Source organism: Rickettsia felis URRWXCal2, from assembly GCA_000012145.1.
In the GTDB taxonomy this organism is placed as follows: Bacteria; Pseudomonadota; Alphaproteobacteria; order Rickettsiales; family Rickettsiaceae; genus Rickettsia; species Rickettsia felis.
The window spans coordinates 573,969-595,117 of the sequence record CP000053.1 but is presented as its reverse complement, the minus strand read 5'-3'; the positions used below and the strand labels follow the sequence as shown (position 1 = coordinate 595,117).

Below are 21,149 nucleotides of genomic sequence, written 5' to 3'. Positions count from 1 at the left end.
TTAATGAATTCTTTAGAAAATTTAATTTTAGTCGGTGTAATAAAATCATGTCACGGAATTAAAGGTCATGTAATTTTAAAATCTTTTACCGAACCTGCTACAAAAATACTTGAAAGAAATTTAGTAAATGAGTCAGGAGAAGATATACATATTAAGCTAATTAGCCAAAATACTAAAGGAGAATTAATTTGTACATTTAATGATATAGCTACTCGAAATGAGGCTGAAAATTTAAAAGGTTATAAACTATTTTGCTTGAGAGCAAGTTTACCGAAACTAGAAGAAGATGAATTTTATATAGCGGATTTAAATCATTTACCGGTATTAAACCAAGATCATAAAGAAATAGGCAAAATTAAAAATATTCTTAACTTTGGTGCCGGTGATATAATTGAAATAGAATTTTTAGATCAAACAACCGAATTATTACCTTTCAATAAAGAGTTTATCCCTCTCATAACTAAAGATTATGTCGTTTTAAATTATCAAAGAGAAATTTGAGAAATTTAATTTTTCAATCTCTGACTTTTGAGCTGTTTTTGTAATTCTTCAATGCCTTTTTTTGTAAAACCGGTAAATTCAATAATTTCGTCTAAAGGCTTATTTTTCCTTAACATTCTTTTTGCCATCTCTGCTAACTTCATCTCACCGATATTTATTCCTTCTTGCCTACCTTTTTCTATGCCTTGTTGTAGCCAATGATCAACTATACTTCCCATAATTTCTTCTCCTTTTATAGGGTTTAAATGTGATTTAAGTATTTTTTCTATTCTTATTATATCATTTTGACTAATTTTGGTCAAAGTATAGTATAAAATTAACTCTATATAATCAATGCCGATATTAACCTCGGCAAATTTGGGCAAGAGTTCTGCTATTTCTTGCCATCTCTTTAACAAATCTCGTTCATGAATATGCTTCATAAAAAATTGTAAAATTCCTGACCAAGCTGTCTCTTTCAATTGTTCATCAGGAATTTCATGAACATTAATCAGCTGATAATCATTAGTCCAAGTAGCTTTTACCAATTCACTATTTTCAAATAATTTCCATAAATTTCGAGGAGTGTTATATTTTTGTGTGCCATTATAAAACACTAAAGGATATATGAAAGGAAATTTTTTGTTTTTTAGTACTTTCCTATGATGTTCCGCAATATTTAACATATACCTGAATAACCTAAAAGCCGTATAATAATCGGGTTTACTTTGATGCTCTAGCAATAAAAATAAGTATCCGTCTTCACCGTTAAATTTAGCAGAAAATAGAATATCCAATATAGATTCTTTAAGACTTGACTCTATAAAACTATCCTTTTCCATCTTAAGAGTCTCAAATATGAGTGAATCTTTGATATGAGACGGTAAATGCATCTCAAAAAACTCCCTACCAACGAAAGGATTTTCAAATGCACTCCGAATAATTTTATCATGTTTAAGTTTTTTAGACATAAATATTATTGATTTGTGGCACTATAAATACATCAACTATATAATTAGTTCAATTTTTAATTGAGTAAATTATATAAATTTGACAATTAAGTCTTAGAGGCTATCAGTAAATTAATTTTAATTAATAATTAAAAGACTTTTTTAGCAAAAATTAATAAGATTTTTGCAGGAATATTGTTCATATTTCAAAAAAATCTTATAATTTACAGCAAAAAAGAACTAAATTATTGGTGAAAATTTGTTTACTGATAGCCTCTTAAATACTATAATTAATATATGTATATAAATAGAAGGTTAAACTCTATGCCTAAAACTTTAAAATACTCACTTATTATATTTATAAGTATAATATTGTTATTAATTATTATTCCTTTCTTTATTCCTTTAAATAATTATAAAGGAGTAATAATAGATAAAGTCAAAGAGGCTACAAATAAAGATTTAACTATTAACGGCGATATAAAATTATCTTTATTACCAAATCCGGCAGTATCACTATCAGAAATTAAATTATCATCAATAGACGGCACGAAAGAACCTCATCTAATTTCCGTTGAAAATGCTAAAGCGTCATTAAAGCTTTTTCCTCTTTTTAGAGGAGCAATTGAAGTAGCTTCTATAGAACTACAAAAACCGATTATAAATCTAGAAGTTTTGAATAACGGACAAAAAAATTGGCAATTTGCTACACCTACCTCTAATAATAACCCTAAAATAAATAATGTTAGTTCTGCAGAATCTACTAATGCTAATAGTGAATTAGAATTTCCTATTTTGATTAGTCATTTTAAAATTATAGACGGGAAAGTAATATATATAGAAAAAAATAGTGAGAAAATATTTAACGATATTAATTTAGATACTAAAATAAAAAGCCTTAAAGGTCCTATAGATTTTACTTTAGCTTTAAAGGCTTTGGAGCAACAGATTAATATAGACGGAAATATTGAAAAAATCGGGAAAATAATTCCGTTAAGTGCTAATATTAATCTTGCCAGTGAAAAAATTAAAATCGAAGGGAAATTTGATAGCGAAAATAATTCTTTTATAGGTAACGCAAATATTAAAGGCAATACTAAAGCTTTAGGCGTGCCGGCTGACTTACAAAATGACTATGAGCTAACTACGGCAATTACTGCCGATAATAAAAATATAACTATAAAAGATGCCAGACTTAATTATCCAAATATAGAATTACTAGCAAATGCAAATTATGATATAGAACGTAATAACCTAAAATCAAATATCATTGTAAATCCAGGTAACATTATAACCGAAATTAGCTCTAATTTAGATAAGACAAATATTATGCTACAAGCTGATAGTTTAAAACCTATACTTGATGCTCTAAAGCTAAAGACCGATAAATTACCACCTATTATTAACCAGAAACTGAATCTTACTTCTAATGTAATTAGTAATTCTCAAACAATAAAATTACAAAATATTAATTTATCGGCGGCCAATAGTAATCTAACCGGAGATATTGAGTTTAAAAACTTAGCACAAGATATCACTATTTCTCATAATCTAAAAATTAATAATTTTGAGTCGTTTATATCTCTTATGGGAGTAAGTAATTTAAGTAAGATTGGGGTATTACAGTTAAATGGGGAAGTACAAAAAATAAAAGATACTTACCATATTAATAATAAAATATCTGCTTTTAATACTAACATATCTATCAAAGGCGATATTAATTTAGCAGCTCAGAAGCCAAATTTTAATCTTAACTTATACAGTCCTTTAGTTAATTTGGATAAAATTCTTGCAAGTAATAGCCCTACCACTGTTCCAAGTAAAACTAGTAGTCCTGCTACTCAAAACATACCTACAGCTAAAAATAATTCTCCTTGGTCAAACAATACTATTAACCTAGGATTTTTAAATGAAATTGAAGGACAATTATCAGCAAATATTGATAAACTAACTAACGACTCATTAATCATAAATAATTTAAAAGCAAAATTAAATATCACCGGCGGCACGCTGAATATTACTTCAGTTAATGCGAGCATTTACGGTGGCGAACTAAGTATCACGGGTTATGTGAGTTCAGGAAAAGATCAAAACGCTACAATTAAAATTGATCTAAAAAATGCCTATCTCAAAAGTTTAACTCCGCAATCGGGTAAAATAAAAATAACCGATGGACGACTAAGTTTTAAAACGGATCTTACTTCTCGCGGTAATAGCGTTTATACATATGTTAATAATCTAAATGGACAATTTAACGTAAATAGCGATAACGGAAAAATAAGCGGGTTTGACTTAAACCGAATTGCAGATGCAGTACATAATGCTAAAAATACCGAAGGAGTATTACGGCTTATTAACAGCTCTTTTAGCGGCGGATCAACATCTTTCAAAAATTTAATTGCCGGCGGCAATATAACGCAAGGCAAGCTTAATTTAAATGAATGTAGTTTAGATGCTACGCCTGCCAAAGCAAATGCAAGTGGTCAAATTAACTTACCACAATATATGATGGATATTAGTGCAAGCGTTACTATTGGGGAGTTACCGCCTATAGCCGTTAAATTATACGGATTCATAAATAACCCACAGCATAAATTAGATATTCAAGCTTTTCAGACATATTTAGTTAAAAACGTATTTAATAGCGTTATTAAAGACCTAAAAAGCGGAGAAAAGAAACCTGAAAATATTATTAAAGATGCTTTAGGTCTTAGAAAGAAAAAAGATACAAATACAGAGGAACAAAGCAGCCCTTCGCCGGAAAACCAACAAGCAGATCCTGTGAATAAACTGCTACAAAAAGGATTAAAGAAACTGTTTTGATGTGACCGTCACGTGTGTTGTATGACTTATTATTTCTCTCTGTGTCATCCCGTGATTTATTCGGCTTTGTTTGCGTGGCTCAATGTCATTCCCACTTAGGAGGGAATCCAGTAGTCCTTAATGTCACCCCGTGGCTTGACCACGGGGTCCAGGTTTTTATTTTTTCCTGGATCCCGTAAATAAATCACGGAATGACAGAGAAAAAACTGGATTCCTGCCGTTGCTAAGAATGACATTGTACGCTTTTTCTGAGCCATACAACAACGCTTTCTTACAATGACTACATATATATTTAATTAGGAATACCAACTATTCGCATTTAAGTGCATCCCCCAATTGATAAACTTCTATTATTTCTTCAGTATCTAATACCAAATTAGGTATGTTTTTAGGAAAATCTTGAATTGCTTTAGTAATTTTTGCTGCTTCTTCATCATAATTTGCCTTTTTCAACAAAATAATAAAATCTTCATATAATGATTTTTTATTTGGATTTAACCCTATAGCTCTTTTGATAGAAGCGAGTGCTTCTCCTCCGGATTTATTTTATGTAACTTATTAAAAAACTCTTCGTGGTAGTATGCTTTACTTGGATCTAATTCAATAGCTTTCTTTAATGATTTAATTGCATTATCTTGTTGTTTTTCCATTAAAATAGAACTTAAACTATGAAAAACTTCAGCTTCCCTATTGTTATATTTTTCAGTTTTATTATAAGTTTCAATAAAATTTGAAAGTCTTCAGGATCAGTTTCAACGAATTTTCGTAGATTGGCTTTTTCTTCTTGATATTGATATCTGTTATGAAGAGCAAGACATTTTTTAAACAGCTCTGCAATTTCATCTTTAGTCATAATCTATCCTCCATTAATCTACTATAATATAAAAAAACTAAACCGGTAAAGCTAATATTTACCCATATTGTTTTTTCCATTCTATTTTCATCTTTTTATATTTCTTATTATCTTCTGCCTCTTGCCATTTTTTGAAAAATATATCGGCACTTTTTACTTTTTTTGGGTCACCCCCTCCTCTTTCTAATTTCTTATAATCATGTTCTTTGTCATATTTTTTCCCACCTTTATAATTAGCATAACGTCTACTTCTAGTAAAACCCATTTGCAAATATTTACGAGCCATATCAGCTCCAACAAAATCATTATCCTCTAAGTATTTTAAAAATATTTCATATATTTTTTCACTACTTTCTTTAGCAATTTCAGGAATTTTAAACTTCCAATAAGGCAAAATTTCATTTTTATATGGTTGACAAATTAATACTCCTTGTTCACCTTTACCTACTCTATAGCTTTCCGGGCATTTACGATAATCAATATCATTTTTCCATTTATAATTTTTATTATCAAAATTTAGATAGCTTGGTTTTTCCATAACTTATGATATATTTGTAATTAATAATTTATAACTACAATTTCAATATAAGTAAATAAATCTGAAGCTTGTAAAGCTAAGTAAGTATTTTAAATAAACTTTAATTTAAAATCGTATGGTTAAGAAAATAGTACAAAATACGAAAACTTTGCATGTACGTTCTAATGGAAGATCAGCGGATTACATAACTCCTAACTTTATATATGGCTGTGCAGGAGGTTGTAGAAATAGTTATTGTTATGTTATGCGTCACAACTATGAAACATTATATATAAATGAAAATATAGATCAAATACTAGACGTGTTAGACAAACACATAGAGAGTTTACCGATTAAAGTTTCAAATCAAACGGATTCAAAATATTGGACATATGATATAGGTTGTTCTACCGATGTAAGTTTACATTGGAAACACACTAATTGGTTAAAGATATTTAATTTCTTTAAAGAACATCCGCATGCTAAAGCAACTTTTGCTACTAAATATGTTAATCCTAAACTGCTTAATTTTAATCCTGAAGGCAAAATAAGGATTAGATTTAGTTTGATGCCGGCAAGGATAAGTGAGATATTAGAGCCAAAAACGAGTCCGATTATCGAGAGAATAAAAGCGGTGAATATTTTTATTAAAGCAGGTTACGAAGTTCATCTAAACTTTTCTCCTATTATTGCTTATGAAGGCTGGCTTACCGAATATGCAAAGTTATTTGAAGATTTAGATCAATACATAAATAACCAATATAAACCGTTTATAAAAGCGGAATGCATATTTTTAACACATAACGACAAGCAACATGAAAGAAATATTGCCTCAAATAGTTTAGAGAGTGAAGCTTTAATTTGGCAACCAAATATACAGGAAAATAAAGTAAGCAAATATGGAGGCAAGGCTGTACGTTATAAAGCCGGTATTAAGAGTAATTTTATAAAACGATGGAGTGTGTTGCATGACAGGTTACTCCCTTGGAATCAAATCCGATATATCTTCTAACTCTTCTTATTTAAAAATTACAGTTATAAATAAAAAATTACTTGCATGAAAATAAACCTATGATATGTTTCTTCACGTTGGGTTTCAATTTTATCTTCCATAAAAGTAACCTAACACTATTATCTCTCAGCTAATAAGGGATATAGTGCTAGTTGAGGACAAAAGTAAAAATATAAAAAACAAATAAAATATCGAATAGGCAAAAAATCGTTTAGCCTGTTTGTTATCAGGGGTGTCATAGAATAAAGAACCGGAATAATATAGAAATACTAACCCAAGAATACCGGAAGTTATTAAATATATAAAATTATTCATTCCAATAAAAAAAGGCATTAACGAAACAATAAATAAAAGAATGCTATAAATTAGAATTTGTTTCTTAGTATATAAATTCCCTTTTACTGCAGGCATCATCGGTACTTTACAGTTTTTATAATCATCGTTACAGAATAAAGCAAGAGCCCATGAATGCGGCGGCGTCCAAATAAAAATAATCAAAAATAATATAATCGACTCTAGAGATATAGTATTGCTTACCGCTGCATAACCTATCACAGGAGGTAATGCTCCCGATACTCCGCCAATAACGATATTTTGTATAGAACGACGCTTTAACCAAATAGTATAAATACAGATATAATAAAAAATAGTGAATAACAGTAAAAAGGATGCAAGTAGATTAACACATAAAGCCATAAAAAATACTGCAAAAAATCCCGTTATCAAACCAAAAGATAAAGCCTCATCAGGTTCTATAGCACCTCTGACGATAGGTCTTTTTTGAGTACGTTTCATTAAGCTATCGATATCTCTATCGTACCACATATTAATTGCCCCTGCACTTCCTGCCCCAAGAGCTATGCAAACAACTGCAATACCGGCAATAAAAGGATGCACGGAATAAGGAGCAAGCCATATACCTACAAAACCTGTAAAAATCACAAGCGACATCACACGCGGTTTCATAAGTAAAATATAGTCTTTAACAGTACTCTGTGAATGATTGATTTTATCTAAATTGATTGGCGTTACTAAAGAACTCATATGAAATATTTTTTAATTAAATATAAAAAGTTTTAGGTTAAAAATCAATGATTGACTTTGATATAAGAAATGTATATATTTTCTTGTAATTCAAATATAAAGTTAAGGATATTATCAGTGACAAAAATTGTTCGTTCTAAATATAAAGCTAGTAGAAGACTTGGAGTAAGTCTATGGGGTGATAGCAAGGATGCTTTCAATACACGAAATTATCGTCCCGGACAGCATGGGCAGAATACCATGATTAAAACTTCAGATTATGGTTTACATTTAAAAGCTAAGCAAAGATTAAAATGTCACTACGGTCGTGTCACTGAAAAACAATTTAGGAATATTTTTGCACTTGCTCAAAAAATGAAAGGTAATACCGGTGAAAACTTCATTGGGTTACTTGAAAGCAGACTTGATACAGTAGTTTATAGAATGAATATAGCTCCAACTATTTTTGCTGCAAGACAATTAGTTTCACACGGACATATTAAATTAAACGGTAAGAAAGCCGATATAGCAAGCATACGACTAAAGGAAGGTGATGTTATAGAAGTCAAAGAATCCGTAAAACAAATACCGCTTATCCAAGAATCCGTTTCAAAACAAGCTCAAACAACACCAGGCTATTTATCATTTGATGTACCTTCATTAACCGGTAAATATTTAAGAGTTCCTGCTCTTTCTGATGTTCCATATCCTTTTGAAGCAGAAGTTCATTTAGTAATCGAGCTATATTCTCGTTAATAATTACAAAAAGGCAGGTTTTATTTATCTGCCTTTTTACTTTCTTCCCTACACCTACATTTTTCCTTTATACTATAACACAACTTATCACCTAATTCGGCAGCGTTTATTAAAGATAGATTAGTTAAGAATTTAACGTCTGAGCTAAGAAAAAACTGTAAATTTTGACGTAGCAAGAATGAATTGACACGCTTCTTTCAGTCGCTCGAAATGTATTGTTGCGTGGATCAATTTCACCTCTGTTATCCCGTGGCTTGACCTATAGTACCGGACAATTTTTAAAAAGCTCTCGATGTCATCCCTACGAAAGCAGGGATCCATGCTAAAAAAATATTGATTTCAAAGATTTTTTTATTAGATAATTTTTTTTTCAAGTGGGGCTTTTTTAAAGCTCGATTTATCTCGCTTTATTTTGGATTCCTGCTTCCGCAGGAATGACATAAAGTGAAAATTGTCCGGTACTATAGGTCAAGCCACGGGATAACAGAGGTGAAATTGATCCACGCGGGCAACGCCTTGCGATGAGCGAAGCTCCATATATAATAATTGTTTCTACTTGCGTATTATTTTTAAGAACATATAATGCCATTATTTTAATAAAAATTAATAATTATGGTATTCTCTTTTTTATTTCGTAAAAATCCGGTAATAAAATCTTTTTCTAACTTAGGCTATGATATAGATGATATAATATCTACAATCTCATCTAATAAGGTAAATTTTAATAAAAATAATGTGCTGCTTCTACCTTTTCCAAGAAGTTAGCATATGGAACGCATTTAATAATTAGCGGTATAACTGGTTTTATTGTAAATGGGACAAAAGGAGGCAGTATTTTTGTTTCGGCAACTCTTGCTGATGAAATCTTAATAACCGAAGGGTATTTTCAGAAACATTATCTTACTTCTGCCACATTTAAAAGAAGTTTAATCTACCCTATCACTACAAATCTCATCACAACTTTTCCTAATTATTCAGTACCAATTTATTTAACTTCTACAACTGCAATATTAAGCTTAACATATTATGGGACTGATTTCTTAAATTATCAGGAAAATTTAAAAGAAATTCAGACAAACTTAACTCCTAATATTAGGGTAATTGACCCTAATATACTTTCTAACAATTTTAAAAATGATTCAAAAAATGAAATTAAAGATGTAACTCAAGGATTTTATCACATTTCTAATAATCCAATTATTAGAAATATGGTTATAACAAATGTTTTAGATTTAATTGAAGCATGTATAAATAGTAGTTTTATTAACTATACCGGAAATGATGGCAATACATTAATTGCATTAACCTTACTCATACAGGACCCTAATGCTGCTATAGGACCTCTTATTTCTCAAGGAGCAAAAATCAGTATTTTATGGTGTGGAAAAAATATAATAAGCACACTATTCCAATCATATAAAACTTCTTTAATACAAAATACTCAAGATTTAATCGAACAAAAGGCTTTAGAACTGTTACTAAACGAGGAATATAAAAGTAAAATCTTAGGATTAAAGGATATAGAAGCTATTACTAATAATTTATTTATTGATCAGAATAGTTACATACCGGCTCAATCTACTTTATTTGAAGTAATAACCTCTGGTCCTGATCAATCAATCATTAAAAGTAATAAACAATCATTAGAAGAAAAAATTAACACACTATTTATAAAATTGGATCTAGGTACATTAATTACGCACTTAAGTGATAAAAATTATGATGTAATAAATGCACCGAGCGGCGGTCAAAAGAAAAAAATTGGAATCATTAAAGCTATAATTTCAAACCCTAAAATATTAATTTTAGACGAGGTGTTTGCCAATCTTGATAAAATATCTATAGAAAATGCACAACAAGCTTTAAAAGAATTTTTACCGGAAACTTTAATGCTTGTAGTACATCATGACGGTAAATCTCATGATTATAATAATTTTTATGATCAGTATATAAATCTTGAAGATTTGTACGCTGAAATAAAATTATTAGGAGAATAGCTATTCTATTCAACCCTATATACTGTATATACTAAATCTAGATGTTCAATTATGGGAGTTTTTTAAGATTTCTTTATAGACTTCAAGGTTTTTTCTTAGCATTAGATCAAGAGAGAAATTATTAATTACCGTATGTCTTGCTGCTTCTTGGATTTTCTTAGCAGTATCAGTACCTAAAATCGAGAAACAATAATCGATTTTCTCTGCTAACGCTTCGGCATTATTTGGTTCTACGTGGAAACCGGTTATATTATTATTTATCGTTTCTACTGCCCCGCCGATATTAGTTGCAATAACAAGCTTCTCCATCGCCTGCCCTTCTATAATAGTACGTCCGAAAGCTTCAGGCTCGATTGAGGCAGAAACGATAATATCGGAAATCCCATATAGGTTTATTATATCCGAATCATTACCGAAAATTTGAATTTTATTTTGAAGCTTTAGAGTAGCTATAAGCTCTTTGACTCTATTAGTAAAATTGGGATGTCTAGATATATCGCCAACCATTAAACAATAAAAATCTCTATGTTTTAACTTACTTAATGCTTCTACTAGAACAAGATGTCCTTTCCAGCTTGTCATTCTAGAAGGCATTAATATTATCGGCACGTTGCTCGGTGCATCATATTTATCACGACATTTTTTAAGTTTTTCAGGCGTTAAATTTGCCGGATCAAAATAATCACAATTTACTCCACGCTCAATTACTACTATTTTGTCTTCATCAATTTTATAGTTTTCAAGCAAATGTTGTTTTACAAAATTGGATACAGCAATAACTTTCTCGCCTTTTAGCATTATGCTATTATAATATTTTTTAAAACTATTCGGAATATTATAAACTCCATGAAAAGTAGTCAGAAATTTAGCGTTCGTCCATTTTGTTGCTAGATATGAACTCCATGCCGGTGCCCTTGATCTTGTATGAACTATATCAACATTATATTTTTTGATTATTTCTGCTATCAATTTTGCATTATTCAGAATTACAAAAGGATTTTTACTGCTACTATTCATTTCAATATGCAATATATCTTCCTTATCTAACTCTTTAACTAGAGTACCGCCTGCTGAAATTATAATAGGAGTATGACCGAGAATTTTAAGATATTTTGCAACTTCTATAGTACCTCTTTCAACCCCTCCCGAGACTAGAGCAGGAACTACTTGCAAAATAGTATATTTATTGTATCGTTTACTTGACTTTAATGAAGGCATTAAATCTCAATCTATTAAAATAATTATTTAAAATGCACAAGCTTTATAATAAAACACAAGACAAATTTATTGTCTATGATAATTATAGAATAATTAATACAAATATTCCATCTGTAATTTTTTTACACGGCTTGATGTCTAGTATGCAATCAACTAAGGCTATCTATTTAATAGATTATTGTAAAAAAAACAATTATAATTTTATTGTTTTTGATAATTTCGGCCATGGAAACGCATCGGGACGATTTGAGGAGCAAACAATTAGTGATTGGTTAGAAGGAGTATCACTAATTTTAGACAAATTAATTGATACGAAGGCAATATTAGTAGGTTCGAGCATGGGAGGATGGTTAGCACTTCTTGCAGCTTTAAAATTCCCTGATAAAATAAAAGGGCTTGTGTGTTTAGCTCCCGCTTCCGATTTTACTGAAGATATTTGGCAAAATATATCTCTAGATGATCAAAATAAGATGCAAAAAGAGGGAATATTAGAAGTAAGAGGTAAAAATTGTGAGCATAAATATCCTATAAGCTATAAACTGATAGAAGATGCAAAAAAACATTTATTATTGACAAAGAAACAGATTGATATAAATATACCGGTACATCTAATTCATGGAATGTTAGATGAAGACGTGCCTTATAATGTTTCAGTAAAATTATTAGAAAAAATAATAAGTAAACAAATAGTAATGAAGCTAATTAAAGACGGTCACCATAATTTATCTAGAGAAGAAGATTTAAAGGTAATGACAAATTCCTTAGAAGAAATGATAAGTAATATTAAATAAAAAACAAATATGTATAGCAAAATAAATAAAGTTCATGATTTTAAAGAAGTTATAGAAGCGGTAAAACAAGCCGATAATACTAGCTTAGTGCTTTTTGATGTAGATGAAGTAATTGTAATGGATAGTGATGAATCTAGGTTAACACATGATTATAGAAAAGAATTAATGAATAACATTGAAAAAAGACTTACTAGAAAAGAATGTGAATTATTACTTAGCGTTATTCTTAAAGAAAAAAAAGCGAGATTCGTTAATTCAGACATTTTAAAAATATTTGCTCTACTTAAAGAAAAAAATATTCCGGCAATGGGGCTTACTAAACTTCCTACCGGTAAATTCGGCGTAATTGAAGATATGATCGAATGGAGAATTCGTGAACTCACTGAATTAAAGGTAAATTTTCAAGAATTTTCACCTTTAGAAGATAAAATAACAATCGAGGATTTTAATATCGGTTACGGTAAACCTACATTAAAAGATGGCATAATTTATACTGCGGAATATGATAAAGGAAGCGTACTTGAATATGTATTACGCAAAACAGATTATTATCCGCAATCAATAATATTTATTGATGATATAGAAGAAAATTTACTATCATTACAAGAAATTTGTAAGAAACTAAAAATTAACTATCAAGGATTTGAATTTATGGGTTCTGCTATCGTTCCTGAACCTGATCTTGATGAACAATTAGAAAAAATCAGATTTGAAATTCTAGAAAAAGAATATAAATGGTTAACGGACGAGGAACTTAAAAAGCATACTTTGTCATAACTTGGAGGTATTATTGCGTGGAGCGGTAAATCCAATATGTCACCCCGTGGCTTGACCACGGGGTCCATAAAAACAATAAAAAATACTAATAATTTTAGTATTTTTAACTGGATCCCGTGGTCAAGCCTATAGTACCGGACAATTTTTAAAAAGCTCTCGATGTCATCCCTGCGAAAGCAGGGATCCATGCTAAAAAAACCTTGATTTCAAAGATTTTTTTATTAGATAATTTTTTTTTCAAATAAAGCTTTTTTAAAGCTCGATTTATCTCGCTTTATTTTGGATTCCTGCTTCCGCAGGAATGACATAAAGTGAAAATTGTCCGGTACTATAGGTCAAGCCACGGTATGACAGAGGTGAAATCCATCCACGTGGGCAATACCTAATGTAGACAAACTAACTAGATGACACCTATTCAACTTAGAGTATAATATTATGCCCGCAAAACTTATTGTTCTTTTTACCTTACTTATTTCCCTTTCTACTATGGCAAGTAAAAAGGAAGAAGAAAAAATTACAGGAGTAAAAGCAACTAAAGTACAAATTGCCGAACTTTACGACATATTTAATATTGTAGGGCAATGCCAGAATGATAATAGCCGTGATTATTATGCTAATGCCATTGGAGTAGTTGAAAAAGTTTCAGCACATCAAGGAGAAATAGTAAAAAAAGGCGATATATTGCTAGTTATAGATAAAAACATAGCAGAAACCACTAAATCTAGAGCAGCAGCTTTATTAAATACAAAACAAGAAGATTATAATAGAAAAGAAGCTTTATTTGCTAAAAAATTTGTAAGCAACGAGGAATATAAAAGGTCAAAAAGCGAACTTGAAGATGCTAAATTTAATTATTCCAAAGCTCTAAAAACATATAATGACATGATAATTACTGCACCCTACTCCGGTAAAATAGGCGTAATTAAGTCTATGGTCGGTGATGAAGTAAAAATAGGCGACTATCTTTTTAGCATTACCGGAACAGAAAACTCACAAAGTATTTTTATTGAATTGCCGGAATCTTTAAGCGGAAAAGTTGGAGTCGATACTGAAGTTTTAATTGCAGGGAAATTTAAAAGTACAATCGAGGCAGTATCGCATTACTTATCAGATAACGGTACTTTAACAGCTAAAATTATTTTACCTATAGGGACAAAAATCCTGCATAATAGCTTCGTAGATGTTACGCTTATAATTAATCCTCACAAAAATCTAACCGTTCCTGAAAGTTGTATTCAACGAAATAATCAAGGTAACTTTATTTATAAAATAGACGGTGATACGGTAAAACAATTATATGTAAAAATCGGTACACGTACAGAAGGTTTAATTGAAATTACCTCTAAGGATATTAAAGAAGGTGACTTAGTCGTTACCGAAGGTATGACTAAAATCGGCGACGGCTCAAAAGTTAAGATACTTGAGGAATAGTTATTTATATATGCTTTCTAAGCCATCTCTGTATTCTAGAGATTGTTGCACGTATTCCTTCTTGCCTTATAGAAGTAATAGTTAACAAAATCAAAATTTTTGTCACAAAGCAATAGGTTTGTATTTTTTGAATTACATAATTATTGTTGAAAAAAGAAATATTACTTTTTTTATAGTCTTTATTTTCTAATAATCTTAATTGTGTAACAGCCGCTAATAACAAATTAATAGTAAACGGACTAAATTTACTTAAATAAGGATCATTAAGAACATAAGAAGTAATATTTATTAAACCTACTGAATATTTATTTGGGTCCATAAACGTATTAGTACCACCGCTAATTCGTACTTTAGACAATTCTTTGTCTATACCACCTATTGAGTTTTTACTAGCAATAGATATCCATAAACAACAATCTTCACCGCTTCTTATATTTTCAGGAAATAAATTTTCTTGGAATAATGTCAAAGTTCCCATAACTGTCGGCATTGCTATTGGACAAGTTTGTATAATTTGAGGAAAAACATTTCCACTAAAAAACCCAGAATGAACAGATTCTATATATTTTCCTTTTTCATTTATTTTTTGATATGAAGTATGAGAAAATATAAAATTATTTTCTTCCATAAACTTTAATTGGATTTCTATTTTATCCTTATAAAATAAATCGTCTGAATCAAGGAAAGCAATATATTTCCCTATAGCATTTTTAATACCTAAGTTACGTGCAGCAGCAGGTCCTTCATTTTTTTTATGAAAATATCTTATTCTTTTATCTTTTTTGCATATTGAAGTTAATTCTGATATATCATCAGTCGATCCATCATCTATTATAAGTATCTCAAAATTTTTGTGGGTTTGAATAAGTACACTTTCTATAGCTTCAATTGCCCAATTTATTCTATTATATACCGGTATAATAACACTAACTTTAGTATCATGTAGTACTTGCTTAGCCATAGTATTTGCTAAATCACAAGCTTTTTTATACGGAGTATTATTTGATAAAAAAGTAGCTGTACGAGTTAAAAATAAATAAGGAGAATCTTCCATTTTGATCATTTCTTCTTCTGTTAACTCATGAAGAAACGATGACCATAATACATTACATTCTTCGTTATGATTTGATATTTTTTTACTACCTTGTTCTGAATGAAAACGAGATTTAATTAGGATAGACTCGTCAAAATGAATAGGGGCAACACGGAGAATTTTAAACCATAAATCATAATCTTGCGTTGTCGGTAAAGCTTCATTAAATATACCGATTTCATGAAAATATTTAGCAGGAATTAATAATGAACAACCATGTATTAATCCTCGTAATAAAGGTAATAAAGAAATATTAAGTTTATTTATAGGTAGCACACTATCCGGTTTAATATAACGTAAAGAGCTTCCTTTTTCATCAATTAATTCATAACCGCCATAAATAATAGTATCTTTATTATCTAATTTATTTAATATGTTAACTTGATGCTCGATTTTATTAGGATAGTATATATCATCATGGCTAAGCCACGAAAAATACTCACCTTTCATGTTTTTTATACCATAATTTAAAGCCGAACCACAACCACCGTTTTCTTTATGAAAATAGCGTATTTTATCACCGTATGATAATGCTACATTTTCTGTTTCTCCATTATCTTTAGAGCCATCATTAACAACTACAATTTCAATATTTTCATATGTTTGGGCTAAAGCACTATCTATCGCTTCACGCATATAATTAGCTCCATTATAGACAGGTATAATAATGGAAACTAAAGGACAATAAATATTTAAAGGTTTATCTTTTTTAGTTATCATAACTTTTAGAAATAATTTATAAAATGTCGGTTTTATTGTGGCATTGCTAACTAAAGAAAGATAATAATAAAAAGCTCGATGTCATCCCGTGATTTATGAACTAGAGCCAGTTAAAAATACTAAATTTATTAGTATTTTAAGTTATTTTCCTAGATCTAGTTCCCAAACCACATTATGACATCTCTCTTTAGTTAGCAATGCCTTTATTGTTTAAATTTTCTATAGAGCTTTAAAAAAATAGATTTTTCTTCTTCACTAATAATTAGTTTATTTTTAAGAATTTTTATTTCTTCTAAAGCATGATTTAGCTCTGTTACAGTATTATTTAATTTAATTTCACAATTTAAGTTTTTCTCTTCGCTATTTTTTAATGCATCCCTAGCTTGTAGCAATTGTTTTAATATATCTTGGAATTGCAAACCTAGCTTTTCTAAAAATTCCGGAGTCTAAGCTGAGATTGGATAGTTAAATAATTGTTTTATAGGCTTTAAATCTGAGTTACTAGATACACAGATTATAGAATTAGGAGGATTTTCTTCAGAATGTGTGTCGTTAGTTACACCATCTAATCCTTCATAAAAAAACTCTCTATTCGTATATGACGTAAAGTCTTTTTCAGTAATCCAATTAACTAAATTATATATGTTTCCTTCTGGTTCATTAAAAGGTACATTTACTATTAATCGTTTTTTACATTTAAGATTAAGTGCTAGATTTAACCCATCTTCAATATGCTCAAGTGCATGTCGTGATACAATATAATCATATTCTTCTGCCTTTTTAATAAAACTAACTAAATCAGATTTAATATATTTTATATTAGATGCTCCATAATTTTGTTCAGCATAAATTATAGATTCTTTACTGATATCTATTGCGGTAATTTCTACTCCTAACATATCGCTAAGCATGAAAGTGCCGTGTCCTGTTCCACAACCTATATCTAGAATTTTTATTTTTTGATTTATTATTAATGGGCTATTAAGTATATCGGCTTCTATAATTTTTTTAAAAAATTTATAACTACTTTTATGACGAATTACCTCTAAAACATCATGAGTTTCCCCAGGAATTAATCTTTCACCATCATTATAAATTTCTTCTAATATATACATATTTTAATTATTATAATTTTAACAAATATTCGGCGATAAATGCAGCAGGGTTTTCTACAGGATCAAGCATCTTTTTAAATTGATTTCTGCCACTACTATTTTTGTGATAAGGTAAATAATGATTTTGCTTAATAAATTCTACATAGTTAATAATATCTTGCGGCTCATAAGCAAAATACATATATTTTTTTAATTCTTTAGATAGAGCATTGCTATTAAACTCATTATTCCAACCATTACTTAAGTAAATTATAGGCTTATCGGCAACTACTACTTCAGCAAGAGATGAGAAGTACCGTCACTTATTACAATATCCGACACCATTATATCATCTAGTAACGACCTGAATGCATGTGCAGAAACAGTAACATTCTTTAAAGAGTTAAATCTACTTAATATATTATCCATATCACTTTGGCTTAAGTAATTTTTACTGACCGCATAGGTAAATAATGTAACATGCGGTCTTATAATAAAATGAATATCAGGATGTTGTAATGCATAATTATAGAAAAAATAGTGATAATTTAAGAAAGTAGAACCTCCTTCATATAAATCTCTATTTTTAAATGATAATTCCCATCTAGGAAGCCATAAAATGGTTTCCTAGTTTGGTTTTTCTCCAATGTTATAATTTCTTACTTCATAGTATGGTTGATAACCTGAAACAATAACTCTATCCTTAGGAAATTTATAATTACTAATAAAGATATCCTTTGTACTTTCTGAATCAACAAATACCGTCTCTATGAAACTTGATAACTTATCATCATCAATATTTTTTTGATGAAAGATATGCGGACCATAGACTATATACATAATTTTTGTTTTAGTTCCTCTAAAACTCTTATACAAATTAGCAGCCGTAAAAGGTTCTGATATATAGCCTTGAAAATTTTCATAAGGGTTTTGCGTAAAGATAGAATCCGGCTGATAATTTTTTAATTCAGAAATTTCACATTTTGTATTAACATTTGAATAAGAAGCATACTTACCACATGGATATATTACATCTTGTGTATCAAATTTACTAATAAATTCGGTATCTATTCCTCCTTGAATATTGGGATGAGGATGAGGTACTATTACAATTTTGACATCATGACCTATTTTTTTCATCTCATTATACATTGCGTATACGCCTTTGCCGCCGAATATCTCTGTACTAACAAGAAAAACTATTTTTTTATAAGAATTTTCTTTGGAATAGCAAAAAGAAGATATAAGAGTTATTAGTAAAAAAACACTTAAAAATAAAGTGTTAGGTTTTATTAATTTAAAGAATTTCATGTTTTTGATATGACAATAATGAATAGGATTACTTCTTAAACCAAACGCTGCGATTAACATAATCCACATAACTTAAAACTATACGCAATATTTTCTTTGATACAAGACCCGCTTCAGCATAATCCGACACGATATCTTGCAAGCGTTTATTATTCTCGTGTTCTTCCGTAATAGCTTTCACCGATTGTAGTACCCGTTCAGCTTTAAAGCCCGACATAATAAGCGTTCCGGCATCCATACCTTCAGGACGCTCATGTGCCTCTCTAATATTTAAAGCAGGTAAATTAAGTACCGATGCTTCTTCGGTAATAGTACCGCTATCGGATAAAATACAAAACGCATTCATCTGAAGTTTGACGTAATCCGTAAAACCAAAAGATGGCAAAAACCTTATTTTATCTCCTAAATCTTTAAACCCTTCTAAATCCTCAAGCCTTTTTTTAGTCCTTGGATGTGTTGAGAAAATTACGGGGAAATTATACTCTTTAATAAGCGTTTGTAAACTACTTAATAACTCTTTCAGATTATTTTTGACGTCGACATTTTCTTCACGATGTGAGCTAATTAAGAAATACTGCTTTGATTTTAACGATAATTTATCTAAAATATCCGACTTTAATATTTTAGGCATAAAACGGTCAAGAACTTCAGGCATATGCGAGCCTGATTTAAAAATAAGCTCAGGCGGTAAACCTTCAGCAATTAAATAACGTCTTGCATGCTCGGTTAACGTAATGTTAACGTCGCTAATATGATCAATGATTTTACGGTTTATTTCTTCAGGTACACGCTGATCAAAACAACGATTTCCTGCTTCCATATGAAAAATCGGGATTTTACGGCGTTTAGCGGCAATCGCCGATAGACAAGAATTAGTATCGCCGTAAAATAAAACGGCGTCGGGTTTTTCTTTCTCAAGTACCTCGTCTACTTTTTCGATAATAAGCCCGATAGATTTTGCCGTATTATCTGCCGCTACTTCTAAGAAATAATCAGGTTTTCTAATTCCCATATCATCAAAAAAAACCTGATTTAACTCATAGGCATAATTTTGACCGGTATGAACTAGGAGGTGATTAGTATATTTATCAAACTCGGAAATCACGCAGCATAGTTTAATAAGTTCAGGACGAGTACCGACAATCGTCATTACTTTAAGCATTTTTTAGCTCCTCTTGTACGTAATCAAGATTTAGTAACAGCTCTTTTACTTCTTCTAAATTTAAACGTTTTGTATTATGAGAATTGTAATCCTCTAAAAGAGCTACTTTCTTTTCACCTTCAACAAAATATTTTGCATAATTAAGATCGCGTCCATCCATAGGAATACGGTAATAACCACCTAAATCATCAGCTTTCGCCATTTCTTCCGATGATACTAATGATTCATAATGCTTCTCTCCGTGACGTGTACCGATAAAGCGTAATTCATTTTTGCTACCGAATATTTCTTGTAACGCTTTTGCAAGTACCTCGATTGTACTTGCCGGAGATTTTTGTACAAAAATATCACCCTGACGACCATGCTCAAACGCATATAAAACCAAATCTACGGAATCTACAAGCGACATTAAAAAACGTGTCATTGAAGGTTCAGTGATGGTAAGGTCTTTATCCTGCTTAATTTGATTGATAAAAAGAGGAATTACCGAACCACGGGAAGCCATAACATTACCATATCTAGTGACACAAAGCACGGTCTCACCTTGGCTACGCATACGAGCTTTTGCTACTGCTAACTTTTCCATTAACGCTTTAGATAATCCCATTGCATTAATTGGATATACAGCCTTATCAGTACTAAGTACAATAACTTTTGCAACTTTATTATTAATAGCAGCACTTAAAACATTTTCAGCACCTAAGACGTTAGTATTGATTGCTTCCATAGGATAAAATTCACAAGTCGGAACTTGCTTTAAAGCGGCGGCATGAAATACATAATCAACGCCGTGCATCGCCTCATCAATACTTTTATAATTACGTACATCCCCGATATAGAATTTAAGTTTCGGATTATTTAAAGCAATACGCATATCCTCTTGCTTTTTTTCATCTCTACTAAAAATTCTAATTTCCTTAATATCATTGGTAATATCGGATTTAAGAAAACGAGAAAGCACCGCATTACCAAACGAACCGGTGCCTCCTGTAATCATTAAAGTTTTATCTACAAACATTATTTATTTAGTACCTATTTTTGTTATTATTTATCCGTCATTGCGAGGAAAAATTGTTGCATAATCGTCATTGCGAGGAGCGAAGCGACGTTGCAATCTCGTAAAACATCCTGAGATTGCTTC

The 21,149-nt window shown here is 30.3% G+C and carries 20 protein-coding genes and 2 pseudogenes; 9 read left to right on the top strand and 13 right to left on the bottom strand.

Going from position 1 to position 21,149, the window contains the following annotated elements; translation table 11 throughout:
* The first annotated feature begins 3 nt into the window (after window positions 1–3).
* The gene (rimM, locus tag RF_RS02990; protein ID WP_011270887.1) at window positions 4–501 is read left to right on the top strand and encodes a ribosome maturation factor RimM; all 498 of its coding nucleotides are present in this window, start codon (window positions 4–6) and stop codon (window positions 499–501) included.
* A gap of 5 nt (window positions 502–506) precedes the next feature.
* On the opposite strand, the gene RF_RS02985 is transcribed toward rimM, so the two are convergent.
* Window positions 507–1,451, bottom strand: a complete 945-nt coding sequence (locus RF_RS02985) for an Rpn family recombination-promoting nuclease/putative transposase (RefSeq protein WP_011270886.1) — start codon at window positions 1,449–1,451, stop codon at window positions 507–509.
* A 303-nt stretch (window positions 1,452–1,754) separates the two neighbouring features.
* Here RF_RS02985 and RF_RS02980 point away from each other — a divergent pair, with 303 nt between their 5' ends.
* A complete protein-coding gene (locus tag RF_RS02980; RefSeq protein ID WP_041405314.1) occupies window positions 1,755–4,253 on the top strand; it encodes an AsmA family protein in 2,499 nt (832 codons plus the stop codon).
* 309 nt (window positions 4,254–4,562) lie between these two features.
* On the opposite strand, the gene RF_RS11940 is transcribed toward RF_RS02980, so the two are convergent.
* The 4 genes from RF_RS11940 to RF_RS02965 are packed head-to-tail and all read right to left on the bottom strand — an operon-like array spanning window position 4,563 to window position 5,644.
* Window positions 4,563–4,709, bottom strand: a complete 147-nt coding sequence (locus tag RF_RS11940; protein WP_187145866.1) for a hypothetical protein — start codon at window positions 4,707–4,709, stop codon at window positions 4,563–4,565.
* Window positions 4,710–4,753: 44 nt separating this feature from the next.
* On the bottom strand, window positions 4,754–4,903 hold the full coding sequence (locus RF_RS11935; protein WP_187145865.1) for a hypothetical protein: 150 nt from the start codon (window positions 4,901–4,903) through the stop codon (window positions 4,754–4,756).
* Between the two features lie 11 nt (window positions 4,904–4,914).
* Complete coding sequence (locus tag RF_RS02970) at window positions 4,915–5,106, bottom strand: hypothetical protein (protein ID WP_231564246.1); 192 nt, start codon at window positions 5,104–5,106, stop codon at window positions 4,915–4,917.
* A 58-nt stretch (window positions 5,107–5,164) separates the two neighbouring features.
* The gene (locus tag RF_RS02965) at window positions 5,165–5,644 is read right to left on the bottom strand and encodes a DUF4385 domain-containing protein (protein WP_011270884.1); all 480 of its coding nucleotides are present in this window, start codon (window positions 5,642–5,644) and stop codon (window positions 5,165–5,167) included.
* A 115-nt stretch (window positions 5,645–5,759) separates the two neighbouring features.
* Between RF_RS02965 and RF_RS02960 the strand changes: the two genes are divergently transcribed.
* Window positions 5,760–6,635 (top strand): SPL family radical SAM protein, encoded by an 876-nt coding sequence (locus tag RF_RS02960; protein WP_011270883.1) that lies wholly within the window; start codon window positions 5,760–5,762, stop codon window positions 6,633–6,635.
* A gap of 126 nt (window positions 6,636–6,761) precedes the next feature.
* Here RF_RS02960 and cyoE read toward each other — a convergent pair whose 3' ends face one another.
* Window positions 6,762–7,679 carry a heme o synthase gene (gene cyoE / locus RF_RS02955; RefSeq protein WP_011270882.1) on the bottom strand — a complete coding sequence of 306 codons (918 nt, stop codon included), beginning with the start codon at window positions 7,677–7,679 and terminating at the stop codon, window positions 6,762–6,764.
* Between the two features lie 117 nt (window positions 7,680–7,796).
* Here cyoE and rpsD point away from each other — a divergent pair, with 117 nt between their 5' ends.
* The 3 genes from rpsD (at window position 7,797) to RF_RS10785 (ending at window position 10,411) form a co-directional block, all read left to right on the top strand.
* The gene (rpsD, locus tag RF_RS02950) at window positions 7,797–8,414 is read left to right on the top strand and encodes a 30S ribosomal protein S4 (RefSeq protein ID WP_011270881.1); all 618 of its coding nucleotides are present in this window, start codon (window positions 7,797–7,799) and stop codon (window positions 8,412–8,414) included.
* 612 nt (window positions 8,415–9,026) lie between these two features.
* A complete protein-coding gene (locus RF_RS11360; protein ID WP_156110748.1) occupies window positions 9,027–9,179 on the top strand; it encodes a hypothetical protein in 153 nt (50 codons plus the stop codon).
* 443 nt (window positions 9,180–9,622) lie between these two features.
* A complete protein-coding gene (locus tag RF_RS10785) occupies window positions 9,623–10,411 on the top strand; it encodes an ATP-binding cassette domain-containing protein (protein WP_011270880.1) in 789 nt (262 codons plus the stop codon).
* A gap of 45 nt (window positions 10,412–10,456) precedes the next feature.
* On the opposite strand, the gene RF_RS02930 is transcribed toward RF_RS10785, so the two are convergent.
* On the bottom strand, window positions 10,457–11,629 hold the full coding sequence (locus RF_RS02930; protein WP_011270879.1) for a glycosyltransferase family 4 protein: 1,173 nt from the start codon (window positions 11,627–11,629) through the stop codon (window positions 10,457–10,459).
* 32 nt (window positions 11,630–11,661) lie between these two features.
* Here RF_RS02930 and RF_RS02925 point away from each other — a divergent pair, with 32 nt between their 5' ends.
* The 3 genes from RF_RS02925 (at window position 11,662) to RF_RS02915 (ending at window position 14,628) form a co-directional block, all read left to right on the top strand.
* Entirely contained in the window at window positions 11,662–12,420 is a 759-nt protein-coding gene (locus tag RF_RS02925) for an alpha/beta hydrolase (protein ID WP_011270878.1), read from the top strand.
* A 9-nt stretch (window positions 12,421–12,429) separates the two neighbouring features.
* Window positions 12,430–13,197, top strand: a complete 768-nt coding sequence (locus tag RF_RS02920; protein WP_011270877.1) for a DUF2608 domain-containing protein — start codon at window positions 12,430–12,432, stop codon at window positions 13,195–13,197.
* Between the two features lie 432 nt (window positions 13,198–13,629).
* Window positions 13,630–14,628 (top strand): efflux RND transporter periplasmic adaptor subunit, encoded by a 999-nt coding sequence (locus RF_RS02915; RefSeq protein ID WP_187145862.1) that lies wholly within the window; start codon window positions 13,630–13,632, stop codon window positions 14,626–14,628.
* Window positions 14,629–14,632: 4 nt separating this feature from the next.
* Here RF_RS02915 and RF_RS02910 read toward each other — a convergent pair whose 3' ends face one another.
* The 6 genes and pseudogenes from RF_RS02910 to RF_RS02890 all read right to left on the bottom strand — a co-directional run bounded on the left by RF_RS02910 (window position 14,633) and on the right by RF_RS02890 (window position 21,026).
* Window positions 14,633–16,441 carry a glycosyltransferase family 2 protein gene (locus RF_RS02910; protein ID WP_011270875.1) on the bottom strand — a complete coding sequence of 603 codons (1,809 nt, stop codon included), beginning with the start codon at window positions 16,439–16,441 and terminating at the stop codon, window positions 14,633–14,635.
* A 203-nt stretch (window positions 16,442–16,644) separates the two neighbouring features.
* Window positions 16,645–16,860, bottom strand: a complete 216-nt coding sequence (locus RF_RS10520) for a hypothetical protein (protein WP_175265457.1) — start codon at window positions 16,858–16,860, stop codon at window positions 16,645–16,647.
* Window positions 16,861–17,067: 207 nt separating this feature from the next.
* Window positions 17,068–17,550 (bottom strand): annotated as a pseudogene (locus RF_RS09800) (class I SAM-dependent methyltransferase); the annotation flags it as partial.
* Window positions 17,551–17,566: 16 nt separating this feature from the next.
* Window positions 17,567–18,915 (bottom strand): annotated as a pseudogene (locus RF_RS02900) (hypothetical protein).
* Window positions 18,875–20,008 carry a non-hydrolyzing UDP-N-acetylglucosamine 2-epimerase gene (wecB, locus tag RF_RS02895; protein ID WP_011270872.1) on the bottom strand — a complete coding sequence of 378 codons (1,134 nt, stop codon included), beginning with the start codon at window positions 20,006–20,008 and terminating at the stop codon, window positions 18,875–18,877. The pseudogene RF_RS02900 and the gene wecB overlap by 41 nt, the downstream one beginning before the upstream one ends.
* Window positions 20,001–21,026 (bottom strand): polysaccharide biosynthesis protein, encoded by a 1,026-nt coding sequence (locus RF_RS02890; protein ID WP_011270871.1) that lies wholly within the window; start codon window positions 21,024–21,026, stop codon window positions 20,001–20,003. Before RF_RS02890 ends, wecB begins: the two co-directional genes overlap by 8 nt.
* Between the last annotated feature and the right edge of the window lie 123 nt (window positions 21,027–21,149).

What these genes read in the sequence shown, in the direction of transcription:
- rimM (WP_011270887.1), top strand. Translation starts at nt 4, where the DNA reads ATGAATTCTTTAGAAAATTTAATTTTAGTCGGTGTAATAAAATCATGT.
- RF_RS02985 (WP_011270886.1), bottom strand. Translation starts at nt 1,451, where the DNA reads ATGTCTAAAAAACTTAAACATGATAAAATTATTCGGAGTGCATTTGAA.
- RF_RS02980 (WP_041405314.1), top strand. Translation starts at nt 1,755, where the DNA reads ATGCCTAAAACTTTAAAATACTCACTTATTATATTTATAAGTATAATA.
- RF_RS11935 (WP_187145865.1), bottom strand. Translation starts at nt 4,903, where the DNA reads ATGGAAAAACAACAAGATAATGCAATTAAATCATTAAAGAAAGCTATT.
- RF_RS02970 (WP_231564246.1), bottom strand. Translation starts at nt 5,106, where the DNA reads ATGACTAAAGATGAAATTGCAGAGCTGTTTAAAAAATGTCTTGCTCTT.
- RF_RS02965 (WP_011270884.1), bottom strand. Translation starts at nt 5,644, where the DNA reads ATGGAAAAACCAAGCTATCTAAATTTTGATAATAAAAATTATAAATGG.
- RF_RS02960 (WP_011270883.1), top strand. Translation starts at nt 5,760, where the DNA reads ATGGTTAAGAAAATAGTACAAAATACGAAAACTTTGCATGTACGTTCT.
- cyoE (WP_011270882.1), bottom strand. Translation starts at nt 7,679, where the DNA reads ATGAGTTCTTTAGTAACGCCAATCAATTTAGATAAAATCAATCATTCA.
- RF_RS11360 (WP_156110748.1), top strand. Translation starts at nt 9,027, where the DNA reads ATGGTATTCTCTTTTTTATTTCGTAAAAATCCGGTAATAAAATCTTTT.
- RF_RS10785 (WP_011270880.1), top strand. Translation starts at nt 9,623, where the DNA reads ATGGTTATAACAAATGTTTTAGATTTAATTGAAGCATGTATAAATAGT.
- RF_RS02930 (WP_011270879.1), bottom strand. Translation starts at nt 11,629, where the DNA reads ATGCCTTCATTAAAGTCAAGTAAACGATACAATAAATATACTATTTTG.
- RF_RS02925 (WP_011270878.1), top strand. Translation starts at nt 11,662, where the DNA reads ATGCACAAGCTTTATAATAAAACACAAGACAAATTTATTGTCTATGAT.
- RF_RS02920 (WP_011270877.1), top strand. Translation starts at nt 12,430, where the DNA reads ATGTATAGCAAAATAAATAAAGTTCATGATTTTAAAGAAGTTATAGAA.
- RF_RS02910 (WP_011270875.1), bottom strand. Translation starts at nt 16,441, where the DNA reads ATGATAACTAAAAAAGATAAACCTTTAAATATTTATTGTCCTTTAGTT.
- wecB (WP_011270872.1), bottom strand. Translation starts at nt 20,008, where the DNA reads ATGCTTAAAGTAATGACGATTGTCGGTACTCGTCCTGAACTTATTAAA.
- RF_RS02890 (WP_011270871.1), bottom strand. Translation starts at nt 21,026, where the DNA reads ATGTTTGTAGATAAAACTTTAATGATTACAGGAGGCACCGGTTCGTTT.